This window comes from Streptomyces sp. 35G-GA-8 (genome assembly GCF_023534745.1).
Taxonomy (GTDB): domain Bacteria; phylum Actinomycetota; class Actinomycetes; order Streptomycetales; family Streptomycetaceae; genus Streptomyces.
The window spans coordinates 104,514-129,194 of sequence record NZ_JAMHJQ010000015.1 but is presented as its reverse complement, the minus strand read 5'-3'; the positions used below and the strand labels follow the sequence as shown (position 1 = coordinate 129,194).

General features: G+C 70.8%; 19 protein-coding genes and 1 riboswitch. Of the genes, 15 read left to right on the top strand and 4 right to left on the bottom strand.

Annotated features, from left to right (window positions below; translation table 11 throughout):
• Positions 1-95 precede the first annotated feature (95 nt).
• From M1203_RS30410 to M1203_RS30390, 5 genes are all read left to right on the top strand, one after another.
• Positions 96-1,106, top strand: coding sequence for a LacI family DNA-binding transcriptional regulator (locus M1203_RS30410; protein WP_249953038.1), 1,011 nt, complete (start codon positions 96-98; stop codon positions 1,104-1,106).
• 227 nt (positions 1,107-1,333) lie between these two features.
• Positions 1,334-2,683, top strand: coding sequence for an ABC transporter substrate-binding protein (locus M1203_RS30405; RefSeq protein WP_249953037.1), 1,350 nt, complete (start codon positions 1,334-1,336; stop codon positions 2,681-2,683).
• A gap of 7 nt (positions 2,684-2,690) precedes the next feature.
• Positions 2,691-3,647 carry a carbohydrate ABC transporter permease gene (locus tag M1203_RS30400; RefSeq protein WP_249953036.1) on the top strand — a complete coding sequence of 319 codons (957 nt, stop codon included), beginning with the start codon at positions 2,691-2,693 and terminating at the stop codon, positions 3,645-3,647.
• A gap of 16 nt (positions 3,648-3,663) precedes the next feature.
• The gene (locus M1203_RS30395) at positions 3,664-4,584 is read left to right on the top strand and encodes a carbohydrate ABC transporter permease (RefSeq protein ID WP_249953035.1); all 921 of its coding nucleotides are present in this window, start codon (positions 3,664-3,666) and stop codon (positions 4,582-4,584) included.
• 39 nt (positions 4,585-4,623) lie between these two features.
• On the top strand, positions 4,624-6,228 hold the full coding sequence (locus tag M1203_RS30390) for a glycoside hydrolase family 13 protein (protein ID WP_249953034.1): 1,605 nt from the start codon (positions 4,624-4,626) through the stop codon (positions 6,226-6,228).
• A gap of 106 nt (positions 6,229-6,334) precedes the next feature.
• On the opposite strand, the gene M1203_RS30385 is transcribed toward M1203_RS30390, so the two are convergent.
• Positions 6,335-7,558, bottom strand: a complete 1,224-nt coding sequence (locus M1203_RS30385) for a citrate synthase (protein ID WP_249953033.1) — start codon at positions 7,556-7,558, stop codon at positions 6,335-6,337.
• 86 nt (positions 7,559-7,644) lie between these two features.
• On the opposite strand from M1203_RS30385, the gene M1203_RS30380 reads away from it, so the two are divergent.
• Both M1203_RS30380 and M1203_RS30375 read left to right on the top strand, forming a co-directional pair.
• On the top strand, positions 7,645-8,892 hold the full coding sequence (locus M1203_RS30380) for a citrate synthase (protein ID WP_249953032.1): 1,248 nt from the start codon (positions 7,645-7,647) through the stop codon (positions 8,890-8,892).
• Positions 8,893-8,928: 36 nt separating this feature from the next.
• On the top strand, positions 8,929-10,086 hold the full coding sequence (locus M1203_RS30375) for a GTP-binding protein (RefSeq protein ID WP_249953031.1): 1,158 nt from the start codon (positions 8,929-8,931) through the stop codon (positions 10,084-10,086).
• Between the two features lie 12 nt (positions 10,087-10,098).
• Here the strand turns inward: M1203_RS30375 and M1203_RS30370 are convergent, their stop codons facing one another.
• A complete protein-coding gene (locus tag M1203_RS30370; RefSeq protein ID WP_249953030.1) occupies positions 10,099-12,549 on the bottom strand; it encodes a DNA topoisomerase (ATP-hydrolyzing) subunit A in 2,451 nt (816 codons plus the stop codon).
• A 201-nt stretch (positions 12,550-12,750) separates the two neighbouring features.
• Between M1203_RS30370 and M1203_RS30365 the strand changes: the two genes are divergently transcribed.
• From M1203_RS30365 to M1203_RS30350, 4 genes are all read left to right on the top strand, one after another.
• Complete coding sequence (locus tag M1203_RS30365) at positions 12,751-14,118, top strand: pitrilysin family protein (RefSeq protein ID WP_249953111.1); 1,368 nt, start codon at positions 12,751-12,753, stop codon at positions 14,116-14,118.
• Positions 14,119-14,135: 17 nt separating this feature from the next.
• Positions 14,136-15,518: a pitrilysin family protein gene (locus tag M1203_RS30360; protein WP_249953110.1), complete on the top strand. Its 1,383-nt coding sequence runs from the start codon at positions 14,136-14,138 to the stop codon at positions 15,516-15,518.
• 188 nt (positions 15,519-15,706) lie between these two features.
• Positions 15,707-15,876: riboswitch (cyclic di-AMP (ydaO/yuaA leader) on the top strand.
• A gap of 13 nt (positions 15,877-15,889) precedes the next feature.
• Positions 15,890-16,666: a M23 family metallopeptidase gene (locus tag M1203_RS30355; protein WP_249953029.1), complete on the top strand. Its 777-nt coding sequence runs from the start codon at positions 15,890-15,892 to the stop codon at positions 16,664-16,666.
• A 192-nt stretch (positions 16,667-16,858) separates the two neighbouring features.
• On the top strand, positions 16,859-17,548 hold the full coding sequence (locus tag M1203_RS30350) for a GntR family transcriptional regulator (protein WP_249953028.1): 690 nt from the start codon (positions 16,859-16,861) through the stop codon (positions 17,546-17,548).
• Positions 17,549-17,724: 176 nt separating this feature from the next.
• Here the strand turns inward: M1203_RS30350 and M1203_RS30345 are convergent, their stop codons facing one another.
• The gene (locus M1203_RS30345) at positions 17,725-18,006 is read right to left on the bottom strand and encodes an HPr family phosphocarrier protein (protein ID WP_249953027.1); all 282 of its coding nucleotides are present in this window, start codon (positions 18,004-18,006) and stop codon (positions 17,725-17,727) included.
• Between the two features lie 165 nt (positions 18,007-18,171).
• Between M1203_RS30345 and M1203_RS30340 the strand changes: the two genes are divergently transcribed.
• The 4 genes from M1203_RS30340 to M1203_RS30325 all read left to right on the top strand — a co-directional run bounded on the left by M1203_RS30340 (position 18,172) and on the right by M1203_RS30325 (position 23,692).
• A complete protein-coding gene (locus M1203_RS30340; protein ID WP_249953026.1) occupies positions 18,172-21,087 on the top strand; it encodes a bifunctional GNAT family N-acetyltransferase/acetate--CoA ligase family protein in 2,916 nt (971 codons plus the stop codon).
• A 91-nt stretch (positions 21,088-21,178) separates the two neighbouring features.
• Positions 21,179-21,775: a DUF5998 family protein gene (locus M1203_RS30335; RefSeq protein ID WP_249953025.1), complete on the top strand. Its 597-nt coding sequence runs from the start codon at positions 21,179-21,181 to the stop codon at positions 21,773-21,775.
• Positions 21,775-22,971, top strand: a complete 1,197-nt coding sequence (locus M1203_RS30330) for an alkaline phosphatase family protein (RefSeq protein ID WP_249953024.1) — start codon at positions 21,775-21,777, stop codon at positions 22,969-22,971. The genes M1203_RS30335 and M1203_RS30330 overlap by 1 nt, the downstream gene beginning before the upstream one ends.
• 79 nt (positions 22,972-23,050) lie before the next feature.
• Positions 23,051-23,692 carry a thymidine kinase gene (locus M1203_RS30325; RefSeq protein ID WP_249953023.1) on the top strand — a complete coding sequence of 214 codons (642 nt, stop codon included), beginning with the start codon at positions 23,051-23,053 and terminating at the stop codon, positions 23,690-23,692.
• A gap of 79 nt (positions 23,693-23,771) precedes the next feature.
• On the opposite strand, the gene M1203_RS30320 is transcribed toward M1203_RS30325, so the two are convergent.
• The gene (locus M1203_RS30320) at positions 23,772-24,548 is read right to left on the bottom strand and encodes a VOC family protein (protein WP_249953022.1); all 777 of its coding nucleotides are present in this window, start codon (positions 24,546-24,548) and stop codon (positions 23,772-23,774) included.
• Between the last annotated feature and the right edge of the window lie 133 nt (positions 24,549-24,681).

Sequence of the window (24,681 nt, the reverse complement as noted above, 5' to 3'; positions counted from 1 at the left end):
GTCGCTACCGGCCGGCACCTCGCTTACCGGCTCCTTTACGCTCGAATTACGCTCTCAAGCAAGTAGCTTGCATGCCTTGCGATAGTCTTGCGTGTATGACGCGACGACTTGCTCAGGTGGCGAAGAAGGTTGGGGTCAGTGAGGCCACGGTCAGCCGGGTGCTCAATGGCAAGCCCGGGGTCTCCGAGTCCACGCGCCAGTCGGTGCTGACCGCGCTGGACGTCCTGGGTTACGAGCGGCCGACGCAGCTGCGCGGCGAGCGCGCCCGACTCGTCGGTCTGGTGCTTCCGGAGTTGCAGAACCCCATCTTCCCGGCGTTCGCGGAAGTGATCGGCGGAGCCCTGGCCCAGCAGGGCCTGACGCCGGTGCTCTGCACCCAGACGAAGGGCGGCGTCTCCGAGGCGGACTATGTGGAACTGCTGCTTCAGCAGCAGGTGTCCGGGGTGGTCTTCGCCGGCGGGCTGTTCGCGCAGGCCGACGCCCCGCACGACCACTACCGGCTGCTCGCCGAGCGCAAGATCCCGGTCGTCCTGATCAACGCGCCCATCGAGAACCTCGACTTTCCCTGTATCTCCTGCGACGACGCCGTGGCGGTCGAGCAGGCCTATCGCCATCTCGCCTCGCTCGGCCACGAGCGCATCGGTCTCGTACTCGGCCCCTCCGACCATGTGCCCTCCCGGCGCAAGCTCGCCGCGGCGCTGGCGGCGGCGAAGGCCGCCCGGGTGAAGCTGCCCGACGAGTGCGTCGAGCGGGCCATGTTCTCGCTGGAGGGCGGGCACGCGGCGGCGTCGCGGCTGCTTGACCGGGGCGTCACGGGCATCATCTGCGCGAGTGACCCGCTGGCGCTCGGCGCGGTACGGGCCGCCCGCAGGCGCGGTCTCGACGTACCGCGCGAGGTGTCCGTCGTCGGCTTCGACGACTCCGCTTTCATGAACTGCACCGAGCCTCCGCTGACCACCGTCCGGCAGCCCATCGAGGCCATGGGGCGGGCGGCCGTGGAAATGCTGAGCGCCCAGATCCAGGGCGGCGCGGTGCCGCCCGGTGAGCTGCTGTTCGAGCCGGAGCTGGTGGTACGCGGTTCCACGGCGCAGGCCCCGCGCGGCTGACCGGCGCACACGTCCGAATCCGGGCCCCGCACGCGAACGGCGTGCGGGGCCCGCCGCGTTGCCGGGCCCTTCCGCATACAGATGACCGGACATGCGCACCAACTGTCAAGTATTTGCGAAATCGGGGCGACATATTGCGGACATCCGTAGTTGGTGGTTGAGTGAGCGCCGCCACACAGCGAGCAGCTGTGGGTTTCCCACGCTCCTGCCCAAGAGGGGTCCCACCGATGAGACGTTCCGGGTTCCGCCGCACCTGCACCGCAGCCATAGCCTCCGCGCTCGCCCTCACTGGTCTGGCCGCGTGCGGCTCGGACAGCGAGGACGCCGCCGGTGGCAAGACGAGCATCACCGTGAACTGCATGCCGCCGAAGAGCGCCAAGATCGACCGGCAGAACTTCGAGGACGACATCAAGACGTTCGAGAAGGCGAATCCGGACATCGACGTCGTCGGGCGCGACGCCTTCCCCTGCCAGGACCCGAAGACCTTCGACGCGAAGCTCGCGGGCGGTCAGATGGAGGACGTCTTCTACACGTACTTCACGGACGCCAAGCATGTCGTCGACATCAACCAGGCGGCGGACATCACCTCGTACGTCAAGGAGATGAAGGGCTACAGCGACATCCAGCAGTCGCTGCGCGACGTCTACACCGTTGACGGCAAGGTCTACGGCGTTCCGCGCACCAACTACTCGATGGGCCTCCTCTACAACAAGAAGCTCTTCCAGCAGGCCGGTCTCGACCCCAACAAGCCGCCGGCCACCTGGGAAGAGGTCCGCGCCGCCGCCAAGAAGATCGCGGAGCTCGGCGAGGGCTATGTGGGATACGCCGATTACAGCGCGCAGAACCAGGGCGGCTGGCACTTCACCGCCGAGATCTACTCGCAGGGCGGCGACGTCGTCACCGCGGACGGCAAGAAGGGGAGCGTCGACACCCCCGAGGGCAAGGCCGTCCTGCAGACCCTCAAGGACATGCGCTGGACCGACAACTCCATGGGGACCAAGCAGCTCCTGATCCTCAACGACGTCCAGCAGATGATGGGCTCCGGCAAGCTCGGTATGTACATCTCCGCGCCGGACAACGTGCCGATCCTGGTCAAGGAGAAGGGCGGCAAGTACGAGGACCTCGCGCTCGCCCCGATGCCCGGCGGCAAGGGCACGCTCATCGGCGGCGACGGCTACATGTTCAACAAGAAGGCCTCCCCCGAGCAGATCAGGGCCGGCCTGAAGTGGCTGGAGTTCCAGACGAACGCCCCGGGCACCGGGCTCAACAACTGGAAGCGCGCGGCCGATCTGAAGGCCCCGGTCGGACTCCCCGAGCCCCGGCTGTGGAGCGGCGCCACGGACGCCAAGGACCAGGAGCTGAAGAAGCAGTACGCCAACGTCCCGGTCGAGAACTACCAGGCGTTCCTGGACGGCAGCCAGCAGCTCACCGCGAAGCTGGAGCCCCCGAAGGCCCAGCAGATCTACTCGGTCCTCGACGGGGCGGTCTCCGCGGTCCTCACCAAGAAGGACGCCGACATCGACGGTCTCCTCAAGGACGCGCAGTCCAAGATCGACGGAATCCTGGCGCGAGGCTGACGCGTCGATGAAGACTGCCCAGGCCCCCCACCGGTCCGCCGCCGCGCCGCCCGCCACTCCGGGGCCGCGCCCGGCGGGCCGCGCCGCCGCGGGCCCCCTCCGCCGCAAGCTGTCCCACCAGGCGCGCGCCTACGCGTTCCTGATCGGCGGCCTCGTCTGCTTCGCGCTGTTCTCCTGGTACCCGGCGATCCGCGCGGTGATCATCGCCTTCCAGAAGTACACCCCCGGGTCGGCTCCGGAGTGGGTGGGGACCGCGAACTTCACCCATGTCTTCGACGACCCCGAGTTCGGGGCGGCCTGGCGCAACACCCTCACCTTCACCCTGCTCGCCCTGCTGATCGGGTTCGCGGTCCCGTTCGTGATGGCGCTCGTCCTCAATGAACTGCGCCACGCGAAGGCGTTCTTCCGTGTGGTCGTCTATCTCCCGGTGATGATCCCGCCGGTGGTCAGCGCCCTGCTGTGGAAGTGGTTCTACGATCCGGGCGCCGGTCTCGCCAACGAGGCGCTGCGCTTTCTCCATCTGCCCACCTCGAACTGGACCAACGGCGCGGACACCGCGCTCCTCTCCCTCGTCATCGTCGCGACCTGGGCGAACATGGGCGGCACGGTCCTGATCTATCTCGCCGCGCTCCAGGGGATCCCGGGGGAGCTGTACGAGGCGGCCGAGCTGGACGGCGCCAACATCTGGCAGCGGGTGCGCCATGTGACCGTCCCGCAGACCCGCTTCATCATCCTGATGCTGATGCTGCTCCAGATCATCGCGACGATGCAGGTGTTCACGGAGCCCTTTGTGATCACCGGCGGCGGGCCGGAGAACTCCACCGTCACGATCCTCTATCTCATCTACAAGTACGCCTTTCTCTACAACGACTTCGGCGGGGCCTGCGCCCTGAGCGTGATGCTGCTGATCGTGCTCAGCCTCTTCTCCGCCCTCTATCTGCGGCTCACCCGCACCGACGACTGAGAGAGGAGCGCGACGCATGATCCGACGTACCTCGGCCGTACGCACCCCCGCTGTACGCACCCCGGCCGTACGCACCCTCGTCTCCCCCCTCGCGCTCGCGAGCACCCGCGGCAGGACGCTCTACTGGATCGTCTTCTGCGGGGTCGTCCTCGCGTTCGTCCTGGCCTTCCTGTTCCCGGTGTACTGGATGGCCTCCGGGGCCATGAAGTCGCCGGACGAACTGGTGCGGACGCCGCCGACGCTGATCCCCGACGCCTGGCATCTCAGCGCGTACACCGATGCCTGGGACCTGATGCAGCTCCCCACGCATCTGTGGAACACCGTGGTCCAGGCCGCCGGAGCCTGGATCCTCCAGATCGTCTTCTGTACGGCGGCGGCCTACGCCCTGTCCAAACTGAAGCCGGCGTTCGGGAAGGTGATCCTGGGCGGCATCCTCGCCACCCTGATGGTCCCCGCCCAGGCGCTGCTCGTACCGAAGTACCTGACCATCGCCGATCTGCCGCTGATCCACACCAGCCTGCTCAACGACCCGCTGGGGATCTGGCTGCCGGCCGTGGCCAACGCGTTCAACCTCTATCTGCTGAAGCGATTCTTCGACCAGATCCCGCGCGATGTGCTGGAGGCGGCGGAGATCGACGGCGCGGGAAAGCTCCGTACCCTCTGGTCGATCCTGCTGCCCATGTCACGGCCGGTGCTCGGCGTGGTCTCCATCTTCGCGCTGGTCGCCGTGTGGCAGGACTTCCTCTGGCCGCTGATGGTCTTCTCGGACACCGACAAACAACCCATCAGCGTCGCGCTGGTCCAGCTGTCGCAGAACATCCCGCTGTCGGTACTCATCGCCGCCATGGTGATCGCCAGTATCCCGATGGTCCTGATGTTCCTGGTGTTCCAGCGCCACATCATCGCCGGTATCAGCACCGGCAGCACCAAGGGCTGACCAGGACCCCCAGGGCCCAACATCGTGAAAGGAAGTCGTATGGAAGGCAGCCCTCTGGTGCCCGCCGACACGAATTGGTGGCGCGACGCCGCCATTTACCAGATCTACGTACGCAGCTTCGCCGACGGTGACGGAGACGGCACCGGAGATCTCGCGGGCGTACGGGCGAGGCTGCCGTATCTCGTGCGACTCGGGGTGGACGCCATCTGGTTCACCCCCTGGTATCTCTCCCCCCTCGCCGACGGTGGCTACGACGTGGCGGACTACCGCTCCATCGACCCCGCCTTCGGCACCCTCGCCGAGGCCGAGAAGCTCATCGCCGAGGCGCGTGAACTGGGTATCCGCACGATCATCGACGTCGTACCCAACCATGTCTCCGACCAGCACGCCTGGTTCAAGGCCGCGCTGGCCGCCGGCTCCGGCAGCCCCGAGCGCGAGCTGTTCCACTTCAGACCCGGGCGCGGCGAGAACGGTGAGATCCCGCCGAACGACTGGATCTCCGAATTCGGCGGCACCCCCTGGACCCGGCTGGACGACGGCGAGTGGTATCTGCATCTCTTCGCCTCCGAGCAGCCCGACCTCAACTGGGCCCATCCCGCGGTGCGCCGGGAGCACGAGGACGTGCTGCGCTTCTGGTTCGAACGGGGCGTCGCCGGCGTACGGATCGACTCGGCCGCGCTGCTCGCCAAGGACCCGGCGCTGCCGGACTTCACCGCGGGCCGCGACCCGCATCCCTATGTCGACCTCGACGAACTGCACGACATCTACCGCTCCTGGCGTGCCATCGCCGATGAGTACGACGCCGTCTTCGTCGGCGAGGTCTGGCTGCCCGACACCGAGCGGTTCGTGCGCTATCTGCGCCCGGACGAACTGCACACGGCGTTCAACTTCAACTTCCTGGCCTGCCCCTGGGACCCGGACCTGCTGCGGACCGCGATCGACGAGACGGTCGCCGAGCACGCGCCCGTCGGCGCCCCGGCCACCTGGGTGCTCTGCAACCACGATGTGACCCGCACGGTCACCCGCTACGGGCGGGAGTCCAGCGGCTTCGACTTCGCGGCCAAGGCGTTCGGCACCCCGACGGACACCGAGCTCGGCACCCGCCGGGCGCGCGCCGCCGCGCTGCTCTCGCTGGCGCTCCCCGGCGCCGTCTATCTCTACCAGGGCGAGGAACTGGGGCTGCCCGAGGTGGAGATCCCGCGCGACCGGATCCAGGACCCGATGCACTTCCGCTCCGGCGGCACGGATCCGGGGCGTGACGGCTGCCGGGTGCCGCTGCCCTGGACGGCCGACGCGCCGTACGCGGGGTTCGGCTCGGAGACCGAACCATGGCTGCCGCAGCCGGAGTCATGGGGCTCGTACGCCGCGGATCTCCAGGGGGCCGATCCGGCGTCGATGCTCACCCTCTACCGCGAGGCCCTGCGGCTGCGCCGTACGGAACCGGGCTTCGGGGACGGGCCGATGAGCTGGCTGGAGGCCGCGGCCGGGGTGCTGTCCTTCGCCCGCACCGACGGTCTGGTCTGTGTCGTCAACCTCGCGGAGGAACCGGCGGAACTCCCCGCCCACACACGTGTCCTGCTCACCAGCGGCCCGCTGGACGGCGGGCGCCTCCCGCGGGACACGGCGGCCTGGCTGCGGCGCTGAGCCACTGGACGGGCAGGTCCGCGACGGGACCGCGGACCTACCCGTCCTGGCAACCGCGACGGCCATGCCGTACAGCCCTCGTCCGCCCAGCCCGGATCCGTCCCGCTCAGGGCAGGTCCCTGGGCGGACGAGGGCCGTCGTACCGGCCGCTCGGCCGCATCCGCAGCGGCCGTTCGCCGTACTCCTCGATGGCGTGCGCGATCCACCCCGCCGTACGGGCCACCGCGAAGACCGTCTCGCCCGCCTCGGCCGGCATCCCGGCGGTCACCGACAGCGCCGCCAGCGCCAGATCGACATTGGCGTGCGGAGCGACATGACGGGCGGTGGTCGCCTCCACCTCGCGCGCCGCCGCCAGCACGGGACCCGCGCCCGGCAGCTCGGCCACGACGGTGAACAGCGCCTCGGCGCGCGGGTCCCGCCCCGGATAGAGGCGGTGGCCCAGCCCCGGCACCGGGCGGCCGGCCCGTAGATGGTCCGCCACCACGGCCGCCGCGCTGCCCCGCTCCAGCACGTCGGTCAGCATCCGGTGGGCGAGGCCGCTGGCCGCGCCGTGCAGCGGTCCCTCCAGCGCGCCGAGACCCGCGGACACCACGGCATACGGGTGCGCGCGGGCGGAAGCGGCGACCCGGACGGCGAGCGTGGAAGCCGCCAGATCATGGTCGATGAGCAGAGAAAGCGCCATGTCCAGGGCGCGTACGCCCGGTTCACCCGGCTCGCGCGCGGTCAGCCGCGACCACAGCCGGCGGGCCAGCAGACCGTCACCGTCCCGGGGCGGGCCGACCGCGGGGAGCGCGTCCACGAGCGTGGGGATGAGCGTACGGGCGGTGGCCAGTACCGCGTCCCGCGAGAGGTCGAAGCGCAGCGGATCGGCCACCGACGCCGCGATGGCGGCCACCCGCAGGCGGTCCGTCGGGCCGCTGTGCGCGGGCAGGGCCCCGACCGCGCGCCGGGCGGCGGCAAGGGCCTCGGCCGGGGCGGTGAACCGTACCCCCGTCCGCATCGTGTCCGTCCAGAGCCAGTCGGCGATCTCCTCGTAGTGGAAACGCCGCGCCAGCTCCGTCGCGTCCACACCCCGGAAGTAGTAGCGGTCCGTGTCGATGAGCGTGATGCCGGTACGGATCTGGAATGCGTCGGGGCCCGCCGAGGGCTCGCGCCTGCCCTTGCGGACGAGCGCGTCGACCTCTCGAGTGTCGAAGGTGCTGCCGCGTCCCGCCGGGTCGCGGCGGCTGGAGAGCTGGCCCCGGCTGACATACGCGTAGACCGTCTCCGGCTTCACCCCGAGCCGCTCGGCCGCCTCCCGGGTGGTCAGCCGCTGTTCCTCGTCGTCCATGACCTCACCGTACATGTATTGATTCAATCAACATTGACAGTGATTGAGTAAAGCATGGACAGTCGAATCAAGCCCAAGGAGGAACCATGCCGACCACCGGGACCACCGGGACCACGGGGGCCACCACTCCCGCCACCACGCCTGCCGTCACCACGCCTGCCGTCACCCCGGCCCAAGCCCCAGCCAACGCTCCGGCCCCCGCCGCCGTACCGCGCGGACTCGCCGGCGTCGTCGTCACCGACACCGCGCTCGGGGATGTCAGGGGAGCCGAGGGCTTCTACCACTACCGCCAGTACTCCGCCGTCGAGCTGGCCCGGAAACGGGGCTTCGAGGACGTCTGGTACCTGATGTTCCACGGCGAACTGCCGGACGCCGCCAGGCGGGCGGAGTTCACGGAGCGGACCGCCCGTCTGCGCCGGCTGCCCAAGGATGTCCGAGCGGCACTGCCCGTCATCGCCGGGGCCTGCGCCCGGTCAGGACCGCTCGCCGGGCTGCGCACCGCCCTCTCGCTCTTCGGCGCCCGCGCCGGGATGCGCCCGCTGTACGACATCGAAGCCGACGCCCGCCGTACGGACGCCCTCGCGGCCTGCGCCGCCGTACCGACGATGCTGACGGCCCTCTACCGGCTCGGCCAGGGGCTGGAACCGGTCGAACCGCGCGACGATCTGCCCCACGCCGCCAACTACCTCTACATGCTCACCGGTTCGGAACCGGACCCCGAGCGGGCGCGGGCGATCGAGCGCTATCTGATTTCCACCATCGACCACGGTTTCAACGCCTCCACCTTCACCGCCCGGGTCATCGCCTCCACCGGGGCCGATCTGGCCGCCGCTCTGGTGGGCGCCGTCGGGGCGCTCTCGGGGCCGCTGCACGGCGGCGCGCCGAGCCGGGCACTCGACACGCTCGACGCCATCGGGACCGTGGACCGTATCGATCCCTGGATCAGGGAACGCGTCGGCGCGGGGGACCGGATCATGGGCTTCGGCCACCCCGTCTACCGCACCGAGGACCCCCGCTCCCGCATGCTGCGCGAGATCGCCGAGAGCTTCGGCGGCCCGTTGGCCGACTTCGCCGTCCAGGTCGAGTCACGGGTCGAGGCGATCCTCGCCGAGCTCAAGCCGGGCCGTGAGCTGCACACCAATGTGGAGTTCTACGCGGGCGTGGTCATGGAGCTGTGCGGGCTGCCGCGCGCGATGTTCACGCCGACCTTCGCCGCCGCGCGGGTGGTCGGCTGGAGCGCCAATATCCTGGAGCAGGCGGCGGACTCCAAGATCATTCGCCCGGCGGCCCGCTATGTGGGACCGCCCCCGCCCCAGCCGGTGCCGGCCGGCTGAGCGGGACGGAACCCGACCCGGCACGGAGGCGCGCGCGTGAGCAGGAAGCAGATCCCGGTGGTCGTCCTCACCGGCTTTCTGGGATCGGGCAAGACGACCTTGCTCAACCATCTGCTGCGCCGCCGCGCCGGCAACAGGATCGCGGTGGTCGTCAATGACTTCGGCGCCATCGAGATCGACACCATGACGGTCGCGGGACAGGTCGGCTCGACGGTCTCGCTCGGCAACGGCTGTCTGTGCTGCGCCGTGGACGCGAGCGAACTCGACGGCTATCTGGAGCGGCTGACCCGGCCGTCCGCCCGGATCGACATCGTCGTCATCGAGGCCAGCGGACTGGCGGAACCGCAGGAACTCGTCCGGATGATCCTCACCGGCGACCATCCGCACGCCGTGTACGGGGGACTGGTCCAGGTCGTCGACGCCGCCGAGTTCGATGCCACCCGGGCGCGCCATCCCGAGATCGACCGGCATGTCTCGATCGCCGATCTCGTGGTGCTCAACAAGACCGACCGGGTGGCGGAGACGGAACACCGGCGCGTCCTCGCCACCCTGGAGCGACTGGGTCCGGGGACGCCGGTGGTCTCCGCCTCGTACGGGCGGATCGACCCGGAGCTGCTCTTCGACCCGGCGGTCCTGCCCGACGAGGAGGAGAAGGCGCGCCAGCTCTCCTTCGAGGACCTGTACGAGGAGACGCACGCCCAGGAGACACACGGCGCCCATGGCGATCACGCGTCCCACGACGGGCATCTCCACGCGGCCTACGAGAGCGTGTCCTTCACCGCCGGGGCACCCATGAACCCGCGGCGGCTCATGGCCTTCCTCGACTCCCGGCCCCCGGGGCTCTACCGGATCAAGGGATTCGTCGACTTCGGGTCGGCCGACCCGGCCAACCGCTACGCCCTGCACGCGGTCGGCCGGGCGCTGCGCTTCCACCCGGCGCCCTGGGGCCGCGGTGAGGAACGCCTCACCCAGCTGGTGCTGATCGGCTCGGGAATCGACCGGGAGGCCCTGCTCAAGGAGCTGGACGCCTGTCAGGAGACGGAACCGCGGGACGCCCCCGCCGTCGACCGGAGCGGCATGTGGGGCGTCCTGCGCTACGTACCCGACCTGACCGAGCCCGAGCCCGGGTACGGGTCCGAGCCCGAAAGCCTGGACTTGGACCCGTACCCGGACCCGTACCCGGACATGCCGTGAGCGGACCGTCCGTCAGTGCGCGGGGCCGGCCAGTGTCTCGACCGCCTTCGTGAACGGCGTGCCCGAACCGTCCCGGCGCGGATCGGGCGCCGGCAGCTCCACCGGAGCCCCGGTCTTCGTGGCCGCCCGAGCCGGACTCGCTCCCGCCCAGGCCAGGACCAGCATGTCCTCGCCCTTCAGGAACCGGTGACAGCGCACACCGCCCGTGGCCCGCCCCTTGCGCGGGTACTGGTCGAACGGGGTGAGCTTGGCCGTACGCGCCGAATCGTCCAGCGTGCCGTGTGAGCCGGTGAGCGTGAAGACCACGCCGTCCACCGCCGGATCCACCGCGGTGAAGGAGATCACCGAGGCGCCCTCGGCGAGCTTGACGCCCGCCATACCGCCCGCGGGCCGGCCCTGCGGCCGTACCTGCGAGGCCGGATAGCGCAGCAGTTGGGCGTCGGAGGTGATGAACACCAGGTCCTCCTCGCCGGTCCGCAGCTCCGCGCCGCCGACGATCCGGTCGCCCTCCTTGAGACCGATGACCTCCAACTCGTCCTTGTTGGACGGATAGTCGGGCACCACCCGCTTGACCACACCCTGGAGCGTGCCCAGCGCGAGCCCCGGGGACGACTCGTCCAGGGTGGTCAGACAGACCAGCTCCTCGTCACCCTCCAGCGAGAGGAACTCCGAGACGGGCGCCCCGCCGGACAGGCTCGGCGCCGAGGCCGTGTCCGGCAGCTGGGGCAGGTCGATCACCGCGATCCGCAGCAGCCGTCCGGTGGAGGTCACCGCGCCGATGTCGCCGCGCGCCGTCGCCGGCACGGCGGAGACGATCACATCGTGCTTGACGCGCTTGCCGTCACCGCCCTCCAGCGGCTCGCCATTGACCGTACGGGCCAGCAGACTGGTGGACGAGAGCAGCACCCGGCACGGGTCGTCCGCGACCTCCAGCGGCACCGACGCGACGGACGAACTCGCCGACTCCAGCAGCACCGTGCGCCGCGGGGTGCCGAATTTCTTTGACACCGCGGCCAGTTCGGACGAGACCAGCTTGCGCAGCTCGGCGTCCGACTCCAGGATTCCGGTCAGCTCGTCGATCTCGCCGTTGAGCCGGTCGCGCTCGCTCTCCAACTCGATCCGGTCGAACCGGGTGAGCCGGCGCAGCGGCGTGTCCAGGATGTACTGCGTCTGGATGTCGCTGAGCGAGAAGCGCTCGATCAGCCGCTCCTTGGCCTGCGCGGAATTGTCGCTGGACCGGATGAGCCGGATGACCTCATCGATGTCGATGAGCGCGACGAGCAGTCCCTCGACCAGGTGAAGCCGGTCGCGCCGCTTCGTCCGCCGGAACTCGCTGCGCCGGCGCACCACGTTGAAGCGGTGGTCCAGATAGACCTCAAGCAGCTCCTTCAGGCCCAGCGTCAGCGGCTGGCCGTCGACCAGCGCCACATTGTTGATCCCGAAGGTCTCCTCCATCGGCGTGAGCTTGTAGAGCTGCTCAAGCACCGCCTCGGGCACGAAACCGTTCTTGACCTCGATGACCAGGCGCAGTCCGTGCGCCCGGTCCGTGAGGTCCTTGACGTCCGCGATGCCCTGGAGCTTCTTGGCCGAGACCAGATCCTTGATCTTCGCGATCACCTTCTCGGGACCCACCGCGAACGGCAGTTCTGTGACGACCAGGCCCTTTCGGCGCGCGGAGACATCCTCGACCGTCGCGGTGGACCGGATCTTGAACGTCCCCCGGCCCTTCTCGTAGGCGTCCTTGATGCCGGCCAGCCCGACGATCCGGCCACCGGTGGGCAGATCGGGACCCGGCACGAAACGCATCAGCGTGTCCAGGTCGGCGCCCGGGTGCTTGATCAGATGGCGTGCGGCCGCCACGACCTCCCCCAGGTTGTGCGGCGGCATGTTCGTCGCCATCCCGACCGCGATCCCGGAGGCGCCGTTGACCAGCAGGTTCGGATACGCGGCCGGAAGCGTGACCGGTTCCTGCTCCTGGCCGTCGTAATTCGACTCGAAATCGACGGTGTCCTCGTCGATCGACTCCGTCATCAGTGACGTGGCGTCGGCCATCCGGCACTCGGTGTAACGCATGGCGGCCGGCGGGTCGTCGTTACCGAGCGAACCGAAGTTGCCATGGCCGTCCACCAGCGGCAGCCGCATGGAGAACGGCTGTGCCATACGGACCATGGCGTCATAGATCGACGCGTCTCCGTGCGGATGGAGCTTGCCCATCACCTCACCCACGACGCGCGCGCACTTCACATAGCCGCGGTCGGGGCGCAGGCCCATCTCGTTCATCTGGTACACGATGCGGCGGTGTACGGGCTTCATACCGTCGCGGGCGTCCGGCAGGGCCCGGGAGTAGATCACCGAATAGGCGTACTCAAGGAAGGAGCCCTGCATTTCATCGACCACGTCGATGTCGAGGATCTTCTCCTCGAAGTCCTCCGGCGGCGGGGTCTTCGTGCTGCGGCGGGCCATCGCGGCTGCGGCTCCTTCACAGTTCTGAACGGCAACTTCTCTGACTGACGCGGACCATTGTGGACCGCGCCGCTGACAACCCCGACCTCGACCCGTCGTTGAGCACGCGTCGGGGGTGCCCGGCACCGGGAACTTCGCCAGGTGCGAGCACGCTTGCATACAGTGGCAGGACTTCTCCATATCGCGATCGAAGGGACGTACATGCCCATGGGTCACACGGCCACAGCGCAGGCCGGTTCCGGCGGCCTGACAGCGACCGAGCACCGCCTGGCCAACGGCCTGCGCGTGGTGCTCTCCGAGGACCACCTGACCCCGGTCGCCGCGGTGTGCCTCTGGTACGACGTCGGCTCACGGCACGAGGTCAAGGGCCGTACGGGACTCGCCCACCTCTTCGAGCACCTGATGTTCCAGGGCTCGGCGCAGGTGCAGGGGAACGGCCACTTCGAGCTGGTGCAGGGGGCGGGCGGCTCCCTGAACGGCACCACCAGCTTCGAGCGCACCAACTATTTCGAGACGATGCCCACCCACCAGCTGGAGCTGGCGCTCTGGCTGGAAGCCGACCGGATGGGCTCGCTGCTCGCCGCGCTCGACGACGAGTCCATGGAGAACCAGCGGGACGTCGTCAAGAACGAGCGCCGCCAGCGGTACGACAATGTGCCCTACGGTACGGCCTTCGAGCGGCTGACCGCGCTCGCCTACCCCGAGGGCCACCCGTACCACCACACCCCGATCGGCTCGATGGCCGACCTGGACGCGGCGACCCTGGAGGACGCCCGCGCCTTCTTCCGTACGAACTACGCGCCCAACAACGCGGTGCTCTCGGTCGTCGGCGACATCGACCCCGAGCGGACACTCGCCTGGATCGAGAAGTACTTCGGCTCGATCCCGTCCCACGACGGCAAGCAGCCGCCGCGCGACGGCTCGCTCCCGGACACCATCGGTGAGCAGCTGCGCGAGGAGGTCCACGAGGAGGTCCCGGCGCGCGCGCTGATGGCCGCCTACCGGCTGCCGCACGACGGCACCCGCGAGTGCGACGCCGCGGATCTCGCGCTGACCGTCCTCGGCGGCGGCGAGTCCTCCCGGCTCCACAACCGGCTGGTGCGCCGTGACCGGACCGCGGTCGCCGCGGGCTTCGGGCTGCTGCGCCTGGCGGGCGCGCCCTCCCTCGGCTGGCTGGACGTGAAGACGTCCGGCGGCGTCGAGGTCCCGGAGATCGAGGCCGCGGTCGACGAGGAGCTGGCACGCTTCGCCGCCGAGGGCCCCACCGCCGAGGAGATGGAGCGGGCCCAGGCCCAGCTGGAGCGCGAGTGGCTGGACCGGCTCGGTACGGTCGCCGGCCGCGCCGACGAGCTGTGCAGGTTCGCCGTGCTCTTCGGCGACCCGCAGCTGGCGCTGACCGCGGTGACCCGCGTGCTGGACGTCACCGCCGAAGAGGTACGCGCCGTCGCCGCGGCGCGACTGCGCCCCGACAACCGCGCGGTGCTGGTCTACGAGCCGGTCACCGCCGAGGGCGACGACGCCTCCGCCGATGAAGACGAGACCGACGAGCACGAGGGGGCGGACCAGTGACCGACGCTGCCGTGACCATGGACTTCCACCCGCGCCCGACGGCGGGCGAGGCTCGCCCCTGGGCCTTCCCCGCCCCCGGGCGCGGCACTCTCGACAATGGCCTGACGGTGCTGCGCTGCGACCGCCCAGGGCAGCAGGTGGTGGCGGTCGAGATCAATCTCGACGCCCCGCTGGACGCCGAGCCCGATGGGCTCGACGGCATCGCCACGATCATGGCGCGGGCGTTCTCCGAGGGCACCGACAAGCACAGCGCCGAGGAGTTCGCCGCCGAGCTGGAGCGCTGCGGCGCCACGCTCGACGCGCACGCCGACCACCCGGGCGTCCGGCTCTCCCTGGAGGTCCCGGTCTCCCGGCTGCCCAAGGCGCTCGGCCTGCTCGCCGAGGCGCTTCGCGCCCCCGCCTTCGCGGACAGCGAGATCGAGCGGCTTGTGCGCAACCGCCTCGACGAGATCCCGCACGAGACCGCCAACCCGGCCCGCCGCGCCGCCAAGCAGCTCGCCAAGGAGCTGTTCCCGGCCTCCTCGCGCATGTCACGGCCGCGCCAGGGCACCGAGGAGACGGTGGAGCGCATCGACTCCGCGGGCGTGCGCGCCTTCTACGAGGCGCATGTACGCCCCGCCACCGCCACCGCCGTGATCGTCGGTGATCTCACCGGAGTCGATCTGGACGAGGTGCTCGCCGACACCCTGGGCACCTGGACGGGCGACACCGTCGCACCCCGTCCCGTACCGCCCGTGACCGCCGACGACACGGGCCGCGTGGTGATCGTGGACCGGCCGGGCGCCGTGCAGACCCAGCTGCTGATCGGCCGCATCGGCGCCGACCGGCACGACCGGGTCTGGCCCGCCCAGGTCCTCGGCACGTACTGCCTGGGCGGCACGCTCACCTCCCGGCTCGACCGCGTGCTGCGCGAGGAGAAGGGCTACACCTACGGTGTCCGGGCCTTCGGCCAGGTGCTGCGCTCCTCGGCACCCGACGCGCCGGGCGGTGCGACCGGCGCGGCGATGCTCGCCATCAGCGGCTCCGTCGACACCGCCTCCACCGGCCCCGCGCTGGACGACCTCTGGACGGTGCTGCGCACCCTCGCGGCCGAGGGGCTGACCGACGCCGAGCGCGATGTGGCCGTCCAGAACCTGGTGGGGGTGGCCCCGCTGAAGTACGAGACGGCGGCCTCCGTGGCGGGCACGCTGGCCGACCAGGTCGAGCAGTTCCTCCCGGACGACTTCCAGGCGCGGCTGTACGCGCGGCTGGCCGAGACCGGCACGGTCGAGGCGACGGCCGCGGCCGTCAACGCCTTCCCGGTGGACCGGCTCGTCACCGTGCTCGTCGGTGACGCCGCCCAGATCAAGGAGCCGGTGACGGCTCTCGGGATCGGTGAGGTGACGGTCGTCACCGGCTGATCCGGCCCCTCCATGGAACCCCGGCGGCTTCGGCCGCCGGGGTTTCCCTTTATGTCCGTCTTTGTTGGTGAGAATGACTGTCTGCCCTGTGGTGTGTGCAACAAAGGGGCCTGTCTGTTTGGTGATTGAAAGACGACCCGCTTAACGTCGGTCCGGCTGTTCGCCAGTTACGCCGCGTCCGCGGCATCGGACAGTCATCGCCGAGTCCCCGTCAGGCGCGAGCCCGGGGAGCCGGGGACCCATGAAGTCCCTGGGGTGAATCGGACGGCCTTCGCGGCTCGGTCGCGCGGAGGGGTCCGTAGGAGACCTTCCTGCTCCGAACCCGTCAGCTAACCCGGTAGGCGAGAAGGAAGGAAAGGACCAGCCACTCCATGGCGTTCACCCGTGCCACCGGGAAGCATCGTGCCCGCGGCCGTACGATCCGCAGGAGCGCGCATGTCGCGGGCGCCGCGACTCTCACCGCCACCGGCGTCATCAGCACCCTCGCCGCTTCCCCGGCGCTCGCCGCCGACACCGACGTGGCCGCCGCCCGGCAGATCGGTCTGACCCAGGCCCTGGTCATCAACGACTCCCTCGCCGGCGCCATCGACGCCCAGGCCGACGCGCAGGCCCGGGCCGCCGCCGAGGCCGAGGCGGAAGCCGCGGCGAAGGCGAAGGCGGCGCGCGAGGCGGAGGCCCGCGCCGAGGAGATCCGTGCCGAGAAGGAGCGCGCGGCGCGGGCCGCGGAGCGCGAACGCCTCAACGCCTTCCAGCTCCCCATCGCCGGCTCGTATGTCACCACCGGATACCGGGCGGGCGGCTCGCTCTGGTCCTCCGGCAGCCACTCGGGCGTCGACTTCCGCGCGGCCTCCGGCACGTCCGTCGTCGCCGTGGGGACGGGCACCGTGGTCGAGGCGGGCTGGGGCGGCTCCTACGGCAACAACATCGTGCTGCGGATGAGCGACGGCACGTACACCCAGTACGGCCACCTCTCGTCGATCGCTGTCGCCGTCGGCCAGAGCGTCACCCCGGGCCAGCGGATCGGCCTCTCCGGCGCGACCGGCAACGCCACCGGGCCGCACCTCCACTTCGAGGCAAGGACGGGCCCCGACTACGGCTCGGACATCGACCCCGTCGCGTATCTGCGCGCGCACGGCGTGAACGTCTGACCACTTCGCCACCCGAAGGCCCCGGCGCACGCCGGGGCCTTCGGTGTTCCACCCCCCGTCCGCCGCGGTCCGCTGGCCAAAAGATATCCATGGATTACGGGCACCCATCGGAAATTCTCGATGATTGCAATAGAGTCACGGAACAGGCGTCGATCGGCTGCGTTTCGCGCGTATTAAGGCGGAGGTTCGGACATGCGCATTCCCGCGCACTCGGTATGCACGGCGATTCGCGACGACATCGTCTCCGGCGTATTCGAACGTGGCGGCCGGCTCACGGAGGAGCAGCTGGCGCGACGCTACGGCGTCTCCCGCGTCCCCGTGCGCGAGGCCCTGCGCACGCTGGAGTCCGAGGGCTTCGTGACCACCCGCCGCCATGTCGGCGCCTGTGTGGCCGAGCCCACGGAGCAGGAGGCGGCGGACCTTCTTGAGGTGCGGCTTCTGCTGGAGCCGCTGGGCGCCGCGCGCGCCGCCCAGCGCCGTACGGAGGCCCATCTCAAGGTGCTGCGCGGCCTGGTCAGACTGGGGCAGGAGCGGGCCCGCAGAGGCCAGGGCGAGGATCTGCGCTCGCTCGGCGGCTGGTTCCACGAGACGCTCGCCCAGGCGTCGGGCAGTCCGGCGCTCACCGCCCCGCTCACCCAGCTCCGGCACAAGATCGCCTGGATGTATGTGGTCGACCGGCCCGCCAGCCCCGTGGAGTCCTGGGCGGAGCACGGCGCGATCGTGGACGCGGTGGCGCGCGGCGACGCGGAGCGGGCGCGGGCACTGACGGCGCTGCACGCGGAGCGCACCGCGGCGGTCCACCGCTTGAAGCGGCCGGAGCGCGGCCGGGAAAAGGTGAGGGCTTCGCAACATACCGTAAACACCGCGGGTGTCCGCGATTAACATTCACGCCGTATACAAAGAAGAGAAAAGGCGGGGCGCCTTTCCGGTGCCCGCACGGAAAACGGAGCCGCGGTCCGCTGAATTCAGCGAACCGCGGCTCCGTCGTGGAAATAGGCTCCGGCGTCCGGGACGTCGGGGACCGTCCCTGGAAGTGCTCGGACCGTCCGGGGAAGTGCTCAGACCGTCTCGGGCAGCTCGTCGAGACCTTCGGCGACCAGCTTCGCCAGCCGGTCCAGCGCGGCGTCGGCGCCCTCCGCCTCGGAAGCGAGCACGACCTCCTCGCCACCCTGCGCGCCCAGACCGAGCACGGCGAGCATCGACGCGGCGTTGACGGGGTTGCCGTCGGCCTTCGCGATCGTCAGCGGGACGCCGGCGGCCGTGGCGGCGCGGACGAAGATGGAGGCGGGACGGGCGTGCAGGCCCTCGGCCCAGCCGACATTGACGCGGCGCTCAGCCATGGTGTTGCCCTTCAAGTCTCAAAAACGATGTCTAGACCAGCGTCTCATGTGCCACGAATTGCTCCGGTGCCGACCCCGGACGGACCCCGCGCGGACCGCGGATCCGCCCCCGTCACCGCCCCGGGACCCCGGGCCGTGGAGCGGCCCGCACCGTAGGCTTTGCCCATGGAGACGCCGTCGGACCACGCGTACCCCGATCACTGGGAAGCGGATGTGGTGCTGCGCGACGGAGGCACCGCGCGGATCAGGCCCATCACCACCGCGGACGCGGAACGGCTGGTCAGCTTCTACGAACAGGTCTCCGACGAGTCGAAGTACTACCGGTTCTTCGCCCCCTACCCACGCCTCTCCGACCGGGACGTGCACCGCTTCACCCACCACGACTACGTGGACCGGGTGGGGCTCGCCGTGACGGTGGGCGGCGAGTTCATCGCGACCGTACGGTACGACCGCATCGACGAGCGGGGGCTCCCGGCCACCGCGCCCGCCGACGAGGCCGAGGTCGCCTTCCTCGTCCAGGACGCGCATCAGGGGCGCGGTGTCGCCTCGGCCCTGCTGGAACACATCGCGGCGGTCGCCCGCGAACGGGGCATCCGGCGCTTCGCCGCGGAGGTGCTGCCCGCCAACAACAAGATGATCAAGGTGTTCCGGGACGCCGGATACACGCAGAAGCGCAGCTTCGAGGACGGCTCCGTACGCCTCACCCTGGACCTCGAACCCACCGCCGAATCCCTCGCCGTGCAGCGCGGCCGCGAGCAGCGCGCCGAGGCGCGCTCGGTGCAGCGCCTGCTCACCCCGGGCTCGGTCGCCGTCGTCGGCACGGGGCGCGCGCCCGGCGGTGTCGGCCGTACCGTCCTGCGCAATCTGCTCGCAGCGGGCTTCACCGGACGCGCCTACGCGGTGAACCACGCCTTCGCCGAGGACCTGCGCGAGCTGGACGGCGCCCCCGCCTTCCGGTCCGTCGCGGCGATCGGCGACCCGGTCGACCTCGCGGTCCTCGCCGTACCGGCGGAGCGGGTGCCGGAAGCGGTCGCCGACTGCGGCCGGCACGGCGTCCGGGGCCTGGTGGTCCTCTCCGCCGGTTACGCGGAGAGCGGCGCCGAGGGCCTGGAGCGCCAGCGCGAACTGGTGCGGCACGCCCGCTCGTACGGGATGCGCATCATCGGCCCCAACGCGTTCGGGATCATCAACACCGCCGGTGCCGTCCGGCTGAACGCCTCACTCGCGCCCGAGCCGCCCCAGCGGGGCCGAATCGGACTGTTCACCCAGTCGGGAGCCATCGGCATCGCCCTGCTCTCCGGGCTCCACCGGCGCGGCGCGGGCCTGTCGTCCTTCATCTCCGCGGGCAATCGCGCGGATGTCTCCGGCAACGACATCCTCCAGTACTGGTACGAGGACCCGGACACCGATGTCGCCCTCCTCTACCTCGAATCGATCGGCAATCCGCGGAAGTTCACCCGGCTCGCCCGGCGTACGGCGGCGCTGAAGCCGGTCGTGGTCGTCAAGGGCGCGCGCCACAGCGGCAGCGCGCCCCCCGGACACGCGGTCCCGGTCACCCGTATCCCGGACGCGACGGTCTCGGCGCTGCTGAGGCAGGCCGGGGTGATCCGGGTCGACACGGTCACCGAACTGGTCGACGCCGGACTCCTGCTCGCCTCCCAGCCCCTGCCGGCCGGACCGCGCGTCGCGATCCTCGGCAACTCCGAATCCCTCGGCCTGCTCACGTACGACGCCTGTCTGACGGAGGGCCTGCGCCCCTCGCCGCCACGCGACCTCACCACCGCCGCGACCCCGGAGGACTTCCGCACCGCCCTCACGACGGCCCTGTCGGACCCGGCCTTCGACGCGGTCGTGGTGACCGCGATCCCGCACGTGGGGGAGACCGGCACGGCGGATCCCGCCAACGGCGGCGCCCTGGGCACCGCGCTGCGCGAGGCCGTGGCGAGCGCGCCGGGGAAGCCCGTCGCGGTGGTCCATGTGGAGATCGGCGGCCTGGCGGAGGCGCTGGCGGCGGTGGAGGGCAGCGCGCGAGGCCCGGCCGCCGACACCCCCGGGACGGCGATCCCCACCGCGCGACCGGCGGACGAAGCCGGCGAAGCCGCCGCACCCGCGGGACCACCCGCCCCGACACCCGCGGGACCACCCGCCCCCACGCCCGCTGCCGCCGCACCCGCCGGGCCGTCCGCCCCCGCACCCACCGCCTCCGGTCGGATCCCCGCCTACCCCGCCGCGGAACGCGCCGTCCGCGCGCTCGCCGAAGCCGTCCGCTACGCGCAATGGCGACGGCAGAGCGCCGAGCCAGGCAAGGTGCCGGAATCCCTCGACGACACCATCGACCAGAGCGCGGCCGCCCTGCTCATCGAGCGGCTGCTCGGTGAGACCCCCGACCGCCACGGCGTATCGCTCGACGCCGCCGGCACACGGGAACTGCTCGGGCTGTACGGCATCCCCGTACGCCCCACCCTCCCCGCGCCCGGCCCCGACGACGCCGTCGCCGCGGCGAACAGGCTCGGCTACCCCGTCGCGCTGAAGACCACCGCACCCCATCTGCGCCACCGCTCCGACCTCGGGGGCGTACGGCTCGACCTCGCCGACGAGGCACAACTGCGCCTCGCCCACCGCGAGCTGACCGAGACGCTGGGCGGCCCCGCCGAGCTGCGGCCCGTCGTCCAGGCCATGGCCCCGCGCGGCGTGGACACCGTCGTACGGGCCGCCATCGACGCCGCCGCCGGAGCCGTGCTCTCCTTCGGACTCGCCGGAGCGCCCTCCGAACTGCTCGGCGATCTCGCCCACCGGCTCGTACCGGCCACCGACCGCGATGTCGCCGAACAGATCAGATCCATCCGCTCGGCGCCCCTCCTGTTCGGCTGGCGCGGCTCCACACCGGTCGACACCCCGGCCCTGGAAGAGCTGCTTCTGAGGGTCTCCCGGCTGGTCGACGACCACCCCGAGATCGTCTCCGTCACCCTGGAGCCCGTGGTCGTCGCCACCCGAGGACTCACCGTCCTCGGCGCGAACGTCCGGCTCGCACCCCCGCCCGCCCGCGACGACCTCGGCCCGCGCCGGCTTCCCAGCTACTGATCGGCCGCGCATCGAAACCCGGAGGTTCCGGCCGGATGAGGCCGGTACGGAGCGTCTCCGGCAGCCATCCGGCCACCGTAGGATGGAGCCCATGGCGAAGACCGGTACGACGACCCAGGGGCTGCGCACGGCGATCGAGCGCAGCGGCTACTACCCGGCTCTCGTGGCCGAGGCGGTGGAGGCCGCCGTCGGTGGCGAGCCGATCGCGTCGTACGTGGTCCATCAGGAGACCACCTTCGACGCCAATGAGGTACGCAGGCATGTCACCGTCCTCGTCCTGACCGCCCACCGCTTCATCGTGAGCCACACCGACGAGCAGACCGCCGACGCCGGCTCCCCGACCCCGTACGCCACCACCTCCACCGAGTCGGTCAAGCTCGACCGCATCTCGTCGGTCGTGGTCAGCCGCGTCGTCGCCAACCCGGAGTCGTACACCCCCGGCACCCCGCCGCGTGAAGTGGTCCTCACCATCGGCTGGGGCGCCGTCTCCCGGATCGATCTGGAGCCCGCCGCCTGCGGCGACCCCAACTGCGAGGCGGACCACGGCTACACGGGCAGCTCCACCGCCGACGATCTGAGCCTGCGCGTCAGCGAGGCCGGTGACGGCCCGGACACCGTCCGCCAGACGCTCGCGTTCGCCCAGGCCCTCTCCGAAGCCACCGCCGCCGGCACGGCGCCCGGCCGCTGATGGCCGCCGAAGCCCTCTGGCAGGACCCCGTTCCGCTCGCGCTCGACTCCGCGCCGCTGCCCGAGTACGGCAGCGGCTCGCTCGCCGATCTGCTGCCCACGCTCGCGGCCGGCCAGGGCGTCCCGAACCTGACCGCGGCCATCTCCGAACTGACCCCCGCCGACCGGAACTGCGTCTTTCTGATCGACGGCCTCGGCTGGGAACAGATCACGGCACACCCGGACGAAGCGCCCTATCTGACCTCGCTGCTCGGCAGCTCGCGCGGCAACACGGGACGCCCGCTCACCGCGGGCTTCCCGGCCACCACCGCGACCTCTCTCGCCTCCGTCGGTACGGGACTGCCGCCCGCCGTCCACGGCCTGCCCGGCTACACGGTCCGCGACCCCGCGACCGGCGCGCTGATGAACCAGCTCCGCTGGAAGCCCTGGACCGATCCGTACGTCTGGCAGCCGTACCCCACCGTCTTCCAGCTCGCCGACGCCGCCGGCGTCCACACCGCCCAGGTCTCGTCGCCCACCTTCGCCCACACCCCGCTCACCAAGGTCGCGCTCAGCGGCGGGACCTTCCTCGGCCGGCTCTCCGCCGAGGAGCGGATGGATCTGGCCGCCGAGCAACTCGGCGCGGGGGACCGGTCGCTGGTCTACACGTACTACAGCGAGGTCGACGGCAAGGGGCATCGCTTCGGCGTCGACTCCGACGCCTGGCGCGGCCAGTTGATGTATGTCGACCGGCTCGTCCAGCGCCTCGCCGAGCAGTTGCCGCCCCGGGCCGCCCTCTATGTGACCGCCGACCACGGCATGATCGACATCCCCTTCGACGAGGAGTCGCGCATCGACTTCGACGAGGACTGGGAGCTGCGCGCCGGGGTCGCGCTGCTCGGCGGCGAGGGCCGGGCCCGCCATGTCTACGCCGTACCGGGCGCCGAGACCGATGTGCTCACCGTCTGGCGCGAAGTGCTCGGCGAGCGCTTCTGGGTGGCGAGCCGGGACGAGGCGATCGCGGCGGGCTGGTTCGGACCGCCCGGCGCGATGGATGAGCGGGTGTACGGCCGGATCGGCGATGTCGTCGCGGCGGCCCACGACGATGTGGTGATCACCGCCTCCGTACAGGAGCCGCACGAGTCGGCGATGGTCGGGATGCACGGTTCCATGACCCCCGTCGAGCAGCTCGTCCCGCTGCTGGAAGTACGCTCTTAGGACAGGCCCAAGCGCCTGAAGGACCGCTCCTCGTCGCTTCCGGGCCCTCCTCCTGTCACCGAAAGGCCGTCAACCCCTCATGCCAGAGCTGGTGTTCTTCTCCGGAACGATGGACTGCGGAAAGAGCACCCTCGCTCTTCAGATCGAGCACAACCGTTCCGCGCGCGGGCTCCAGGGCATGATCTTCACCCGCGACGACCGCGCGGGCGAGGGCAAGCTCTCCTCCCGGCTGGGCCTGGTGACCGACGCCGTCGAGGCCGCCGAGGGCTTCGACTTCTACGCGTATCTGGTGGACCGGCTCTCCAGGGGCGGCCGGTGCGACTATGTCATCGCCGACGAGGCCCAGTTCCTCGCCCCCGAGCAGGTCGACCAGCTCGCGCGCGTGGTGGACGATCTGGAACTGGACGTCTTCGCCTTCGGCATCACCACCGACTTCCGCTCCAAGCTCTTCCCCGGATCGCAGCGGCTGGTGGAGCTGGCCGACCGGGTCGAAGTCCTTCAGGTCGAGGCGCTCTGCTGGTGCGGCGCGCGGGCCACGCACAACGCGCGGACGGTCGGTGGCGCCATGGTCGTCGAGGGAGCGCAGGTGGTGGTCGGGGATGTCCACCAGAACGGGAACGAGGTGGGGTACGAGGTGCTGTGCCGGCGCCATCACCGCCGCCGGATGACCGCGGCCACCGCGCGGGCGGCCACCCTCTCCCCGGACGTACTCCCGGTCTGACCCCGGACGTACTCCGGTCTGCGCCGCCGCTTCCCGGCCCGGCCGCTCACATCATCGGGAGCCGCCGGTACGCCATGGATCAGCGCGTGGCCGACCGTACGATCGTGAACACCGCGCCCTCCGGGTCCGCGACCGTCGCGAGCCGGCCGTACTCGCTCTCGTGCGGTGGCGTGATCACCCGCCCGCCCAGCTCGGTCACCAGCCCCGCCGCGGCGTCCGCGTCGTCCACCTCGAAGTACGTCATCCAGTGCGAGCCCAGATCGCGGCTGAGCGACCGGCCGACGCCGTGCAGCGAGGCGACGGGCCGGCCCTCCAGACGCAGCGTCAGGAAGTCGAAGTCGGGCGAGACGACCGACTCCACGTCATAAGCGAAGAGCGCTTCGTAGAACTTGCCGACCGTGGATGTCTCACGCGTGATCAGTTCGTTCCAGATCGGTGTGCCATGGGCCCCGGCCACGGCCGTGCCGATATGCGCCGCCGCCTGCCAGATCCCGAAGACCGCCCCCGACGGGTCCGCGGCTATGGCCATCCGGCCGGCCTCGGCCGCGTCCAGCGGTCCGACACCGACGGTGCCGCCGCAGCTCCTGATCGACTCGGCCGTCAGATCCGCGTCGTCCGTGGCCAGATAGGTCATCCAGGCGATGGGCAGCTGCCGGTCCGGCGGAAGCTGGCCGATGCCCGCGATCTCCTTGCCGTCGAGCAGTCCGCGGACATACGGTCCGAGCTGCTGCGGTCCCGGCTGGAACTCCCAGCCGAACAGCGCTCCGTAGAACTCCTCGGTCGCGGCAAGGCCGTGCACCATCAGACTCACCCAGCAGGGCGTGCCGGGTGTGCGCCGGATCGCTGCCTCGGTCATCGTCACTCTCTCCTCGGACCTTCGTGGTGGCGGCCCCGTGCCGAACGCGAGCCGCCGTGTCATGGCCGTACGGCCGTGGAGATGCTGTCACCCACCCGCATCGCGCGCCGGATGGCCGCGCCGCATTTGGCGG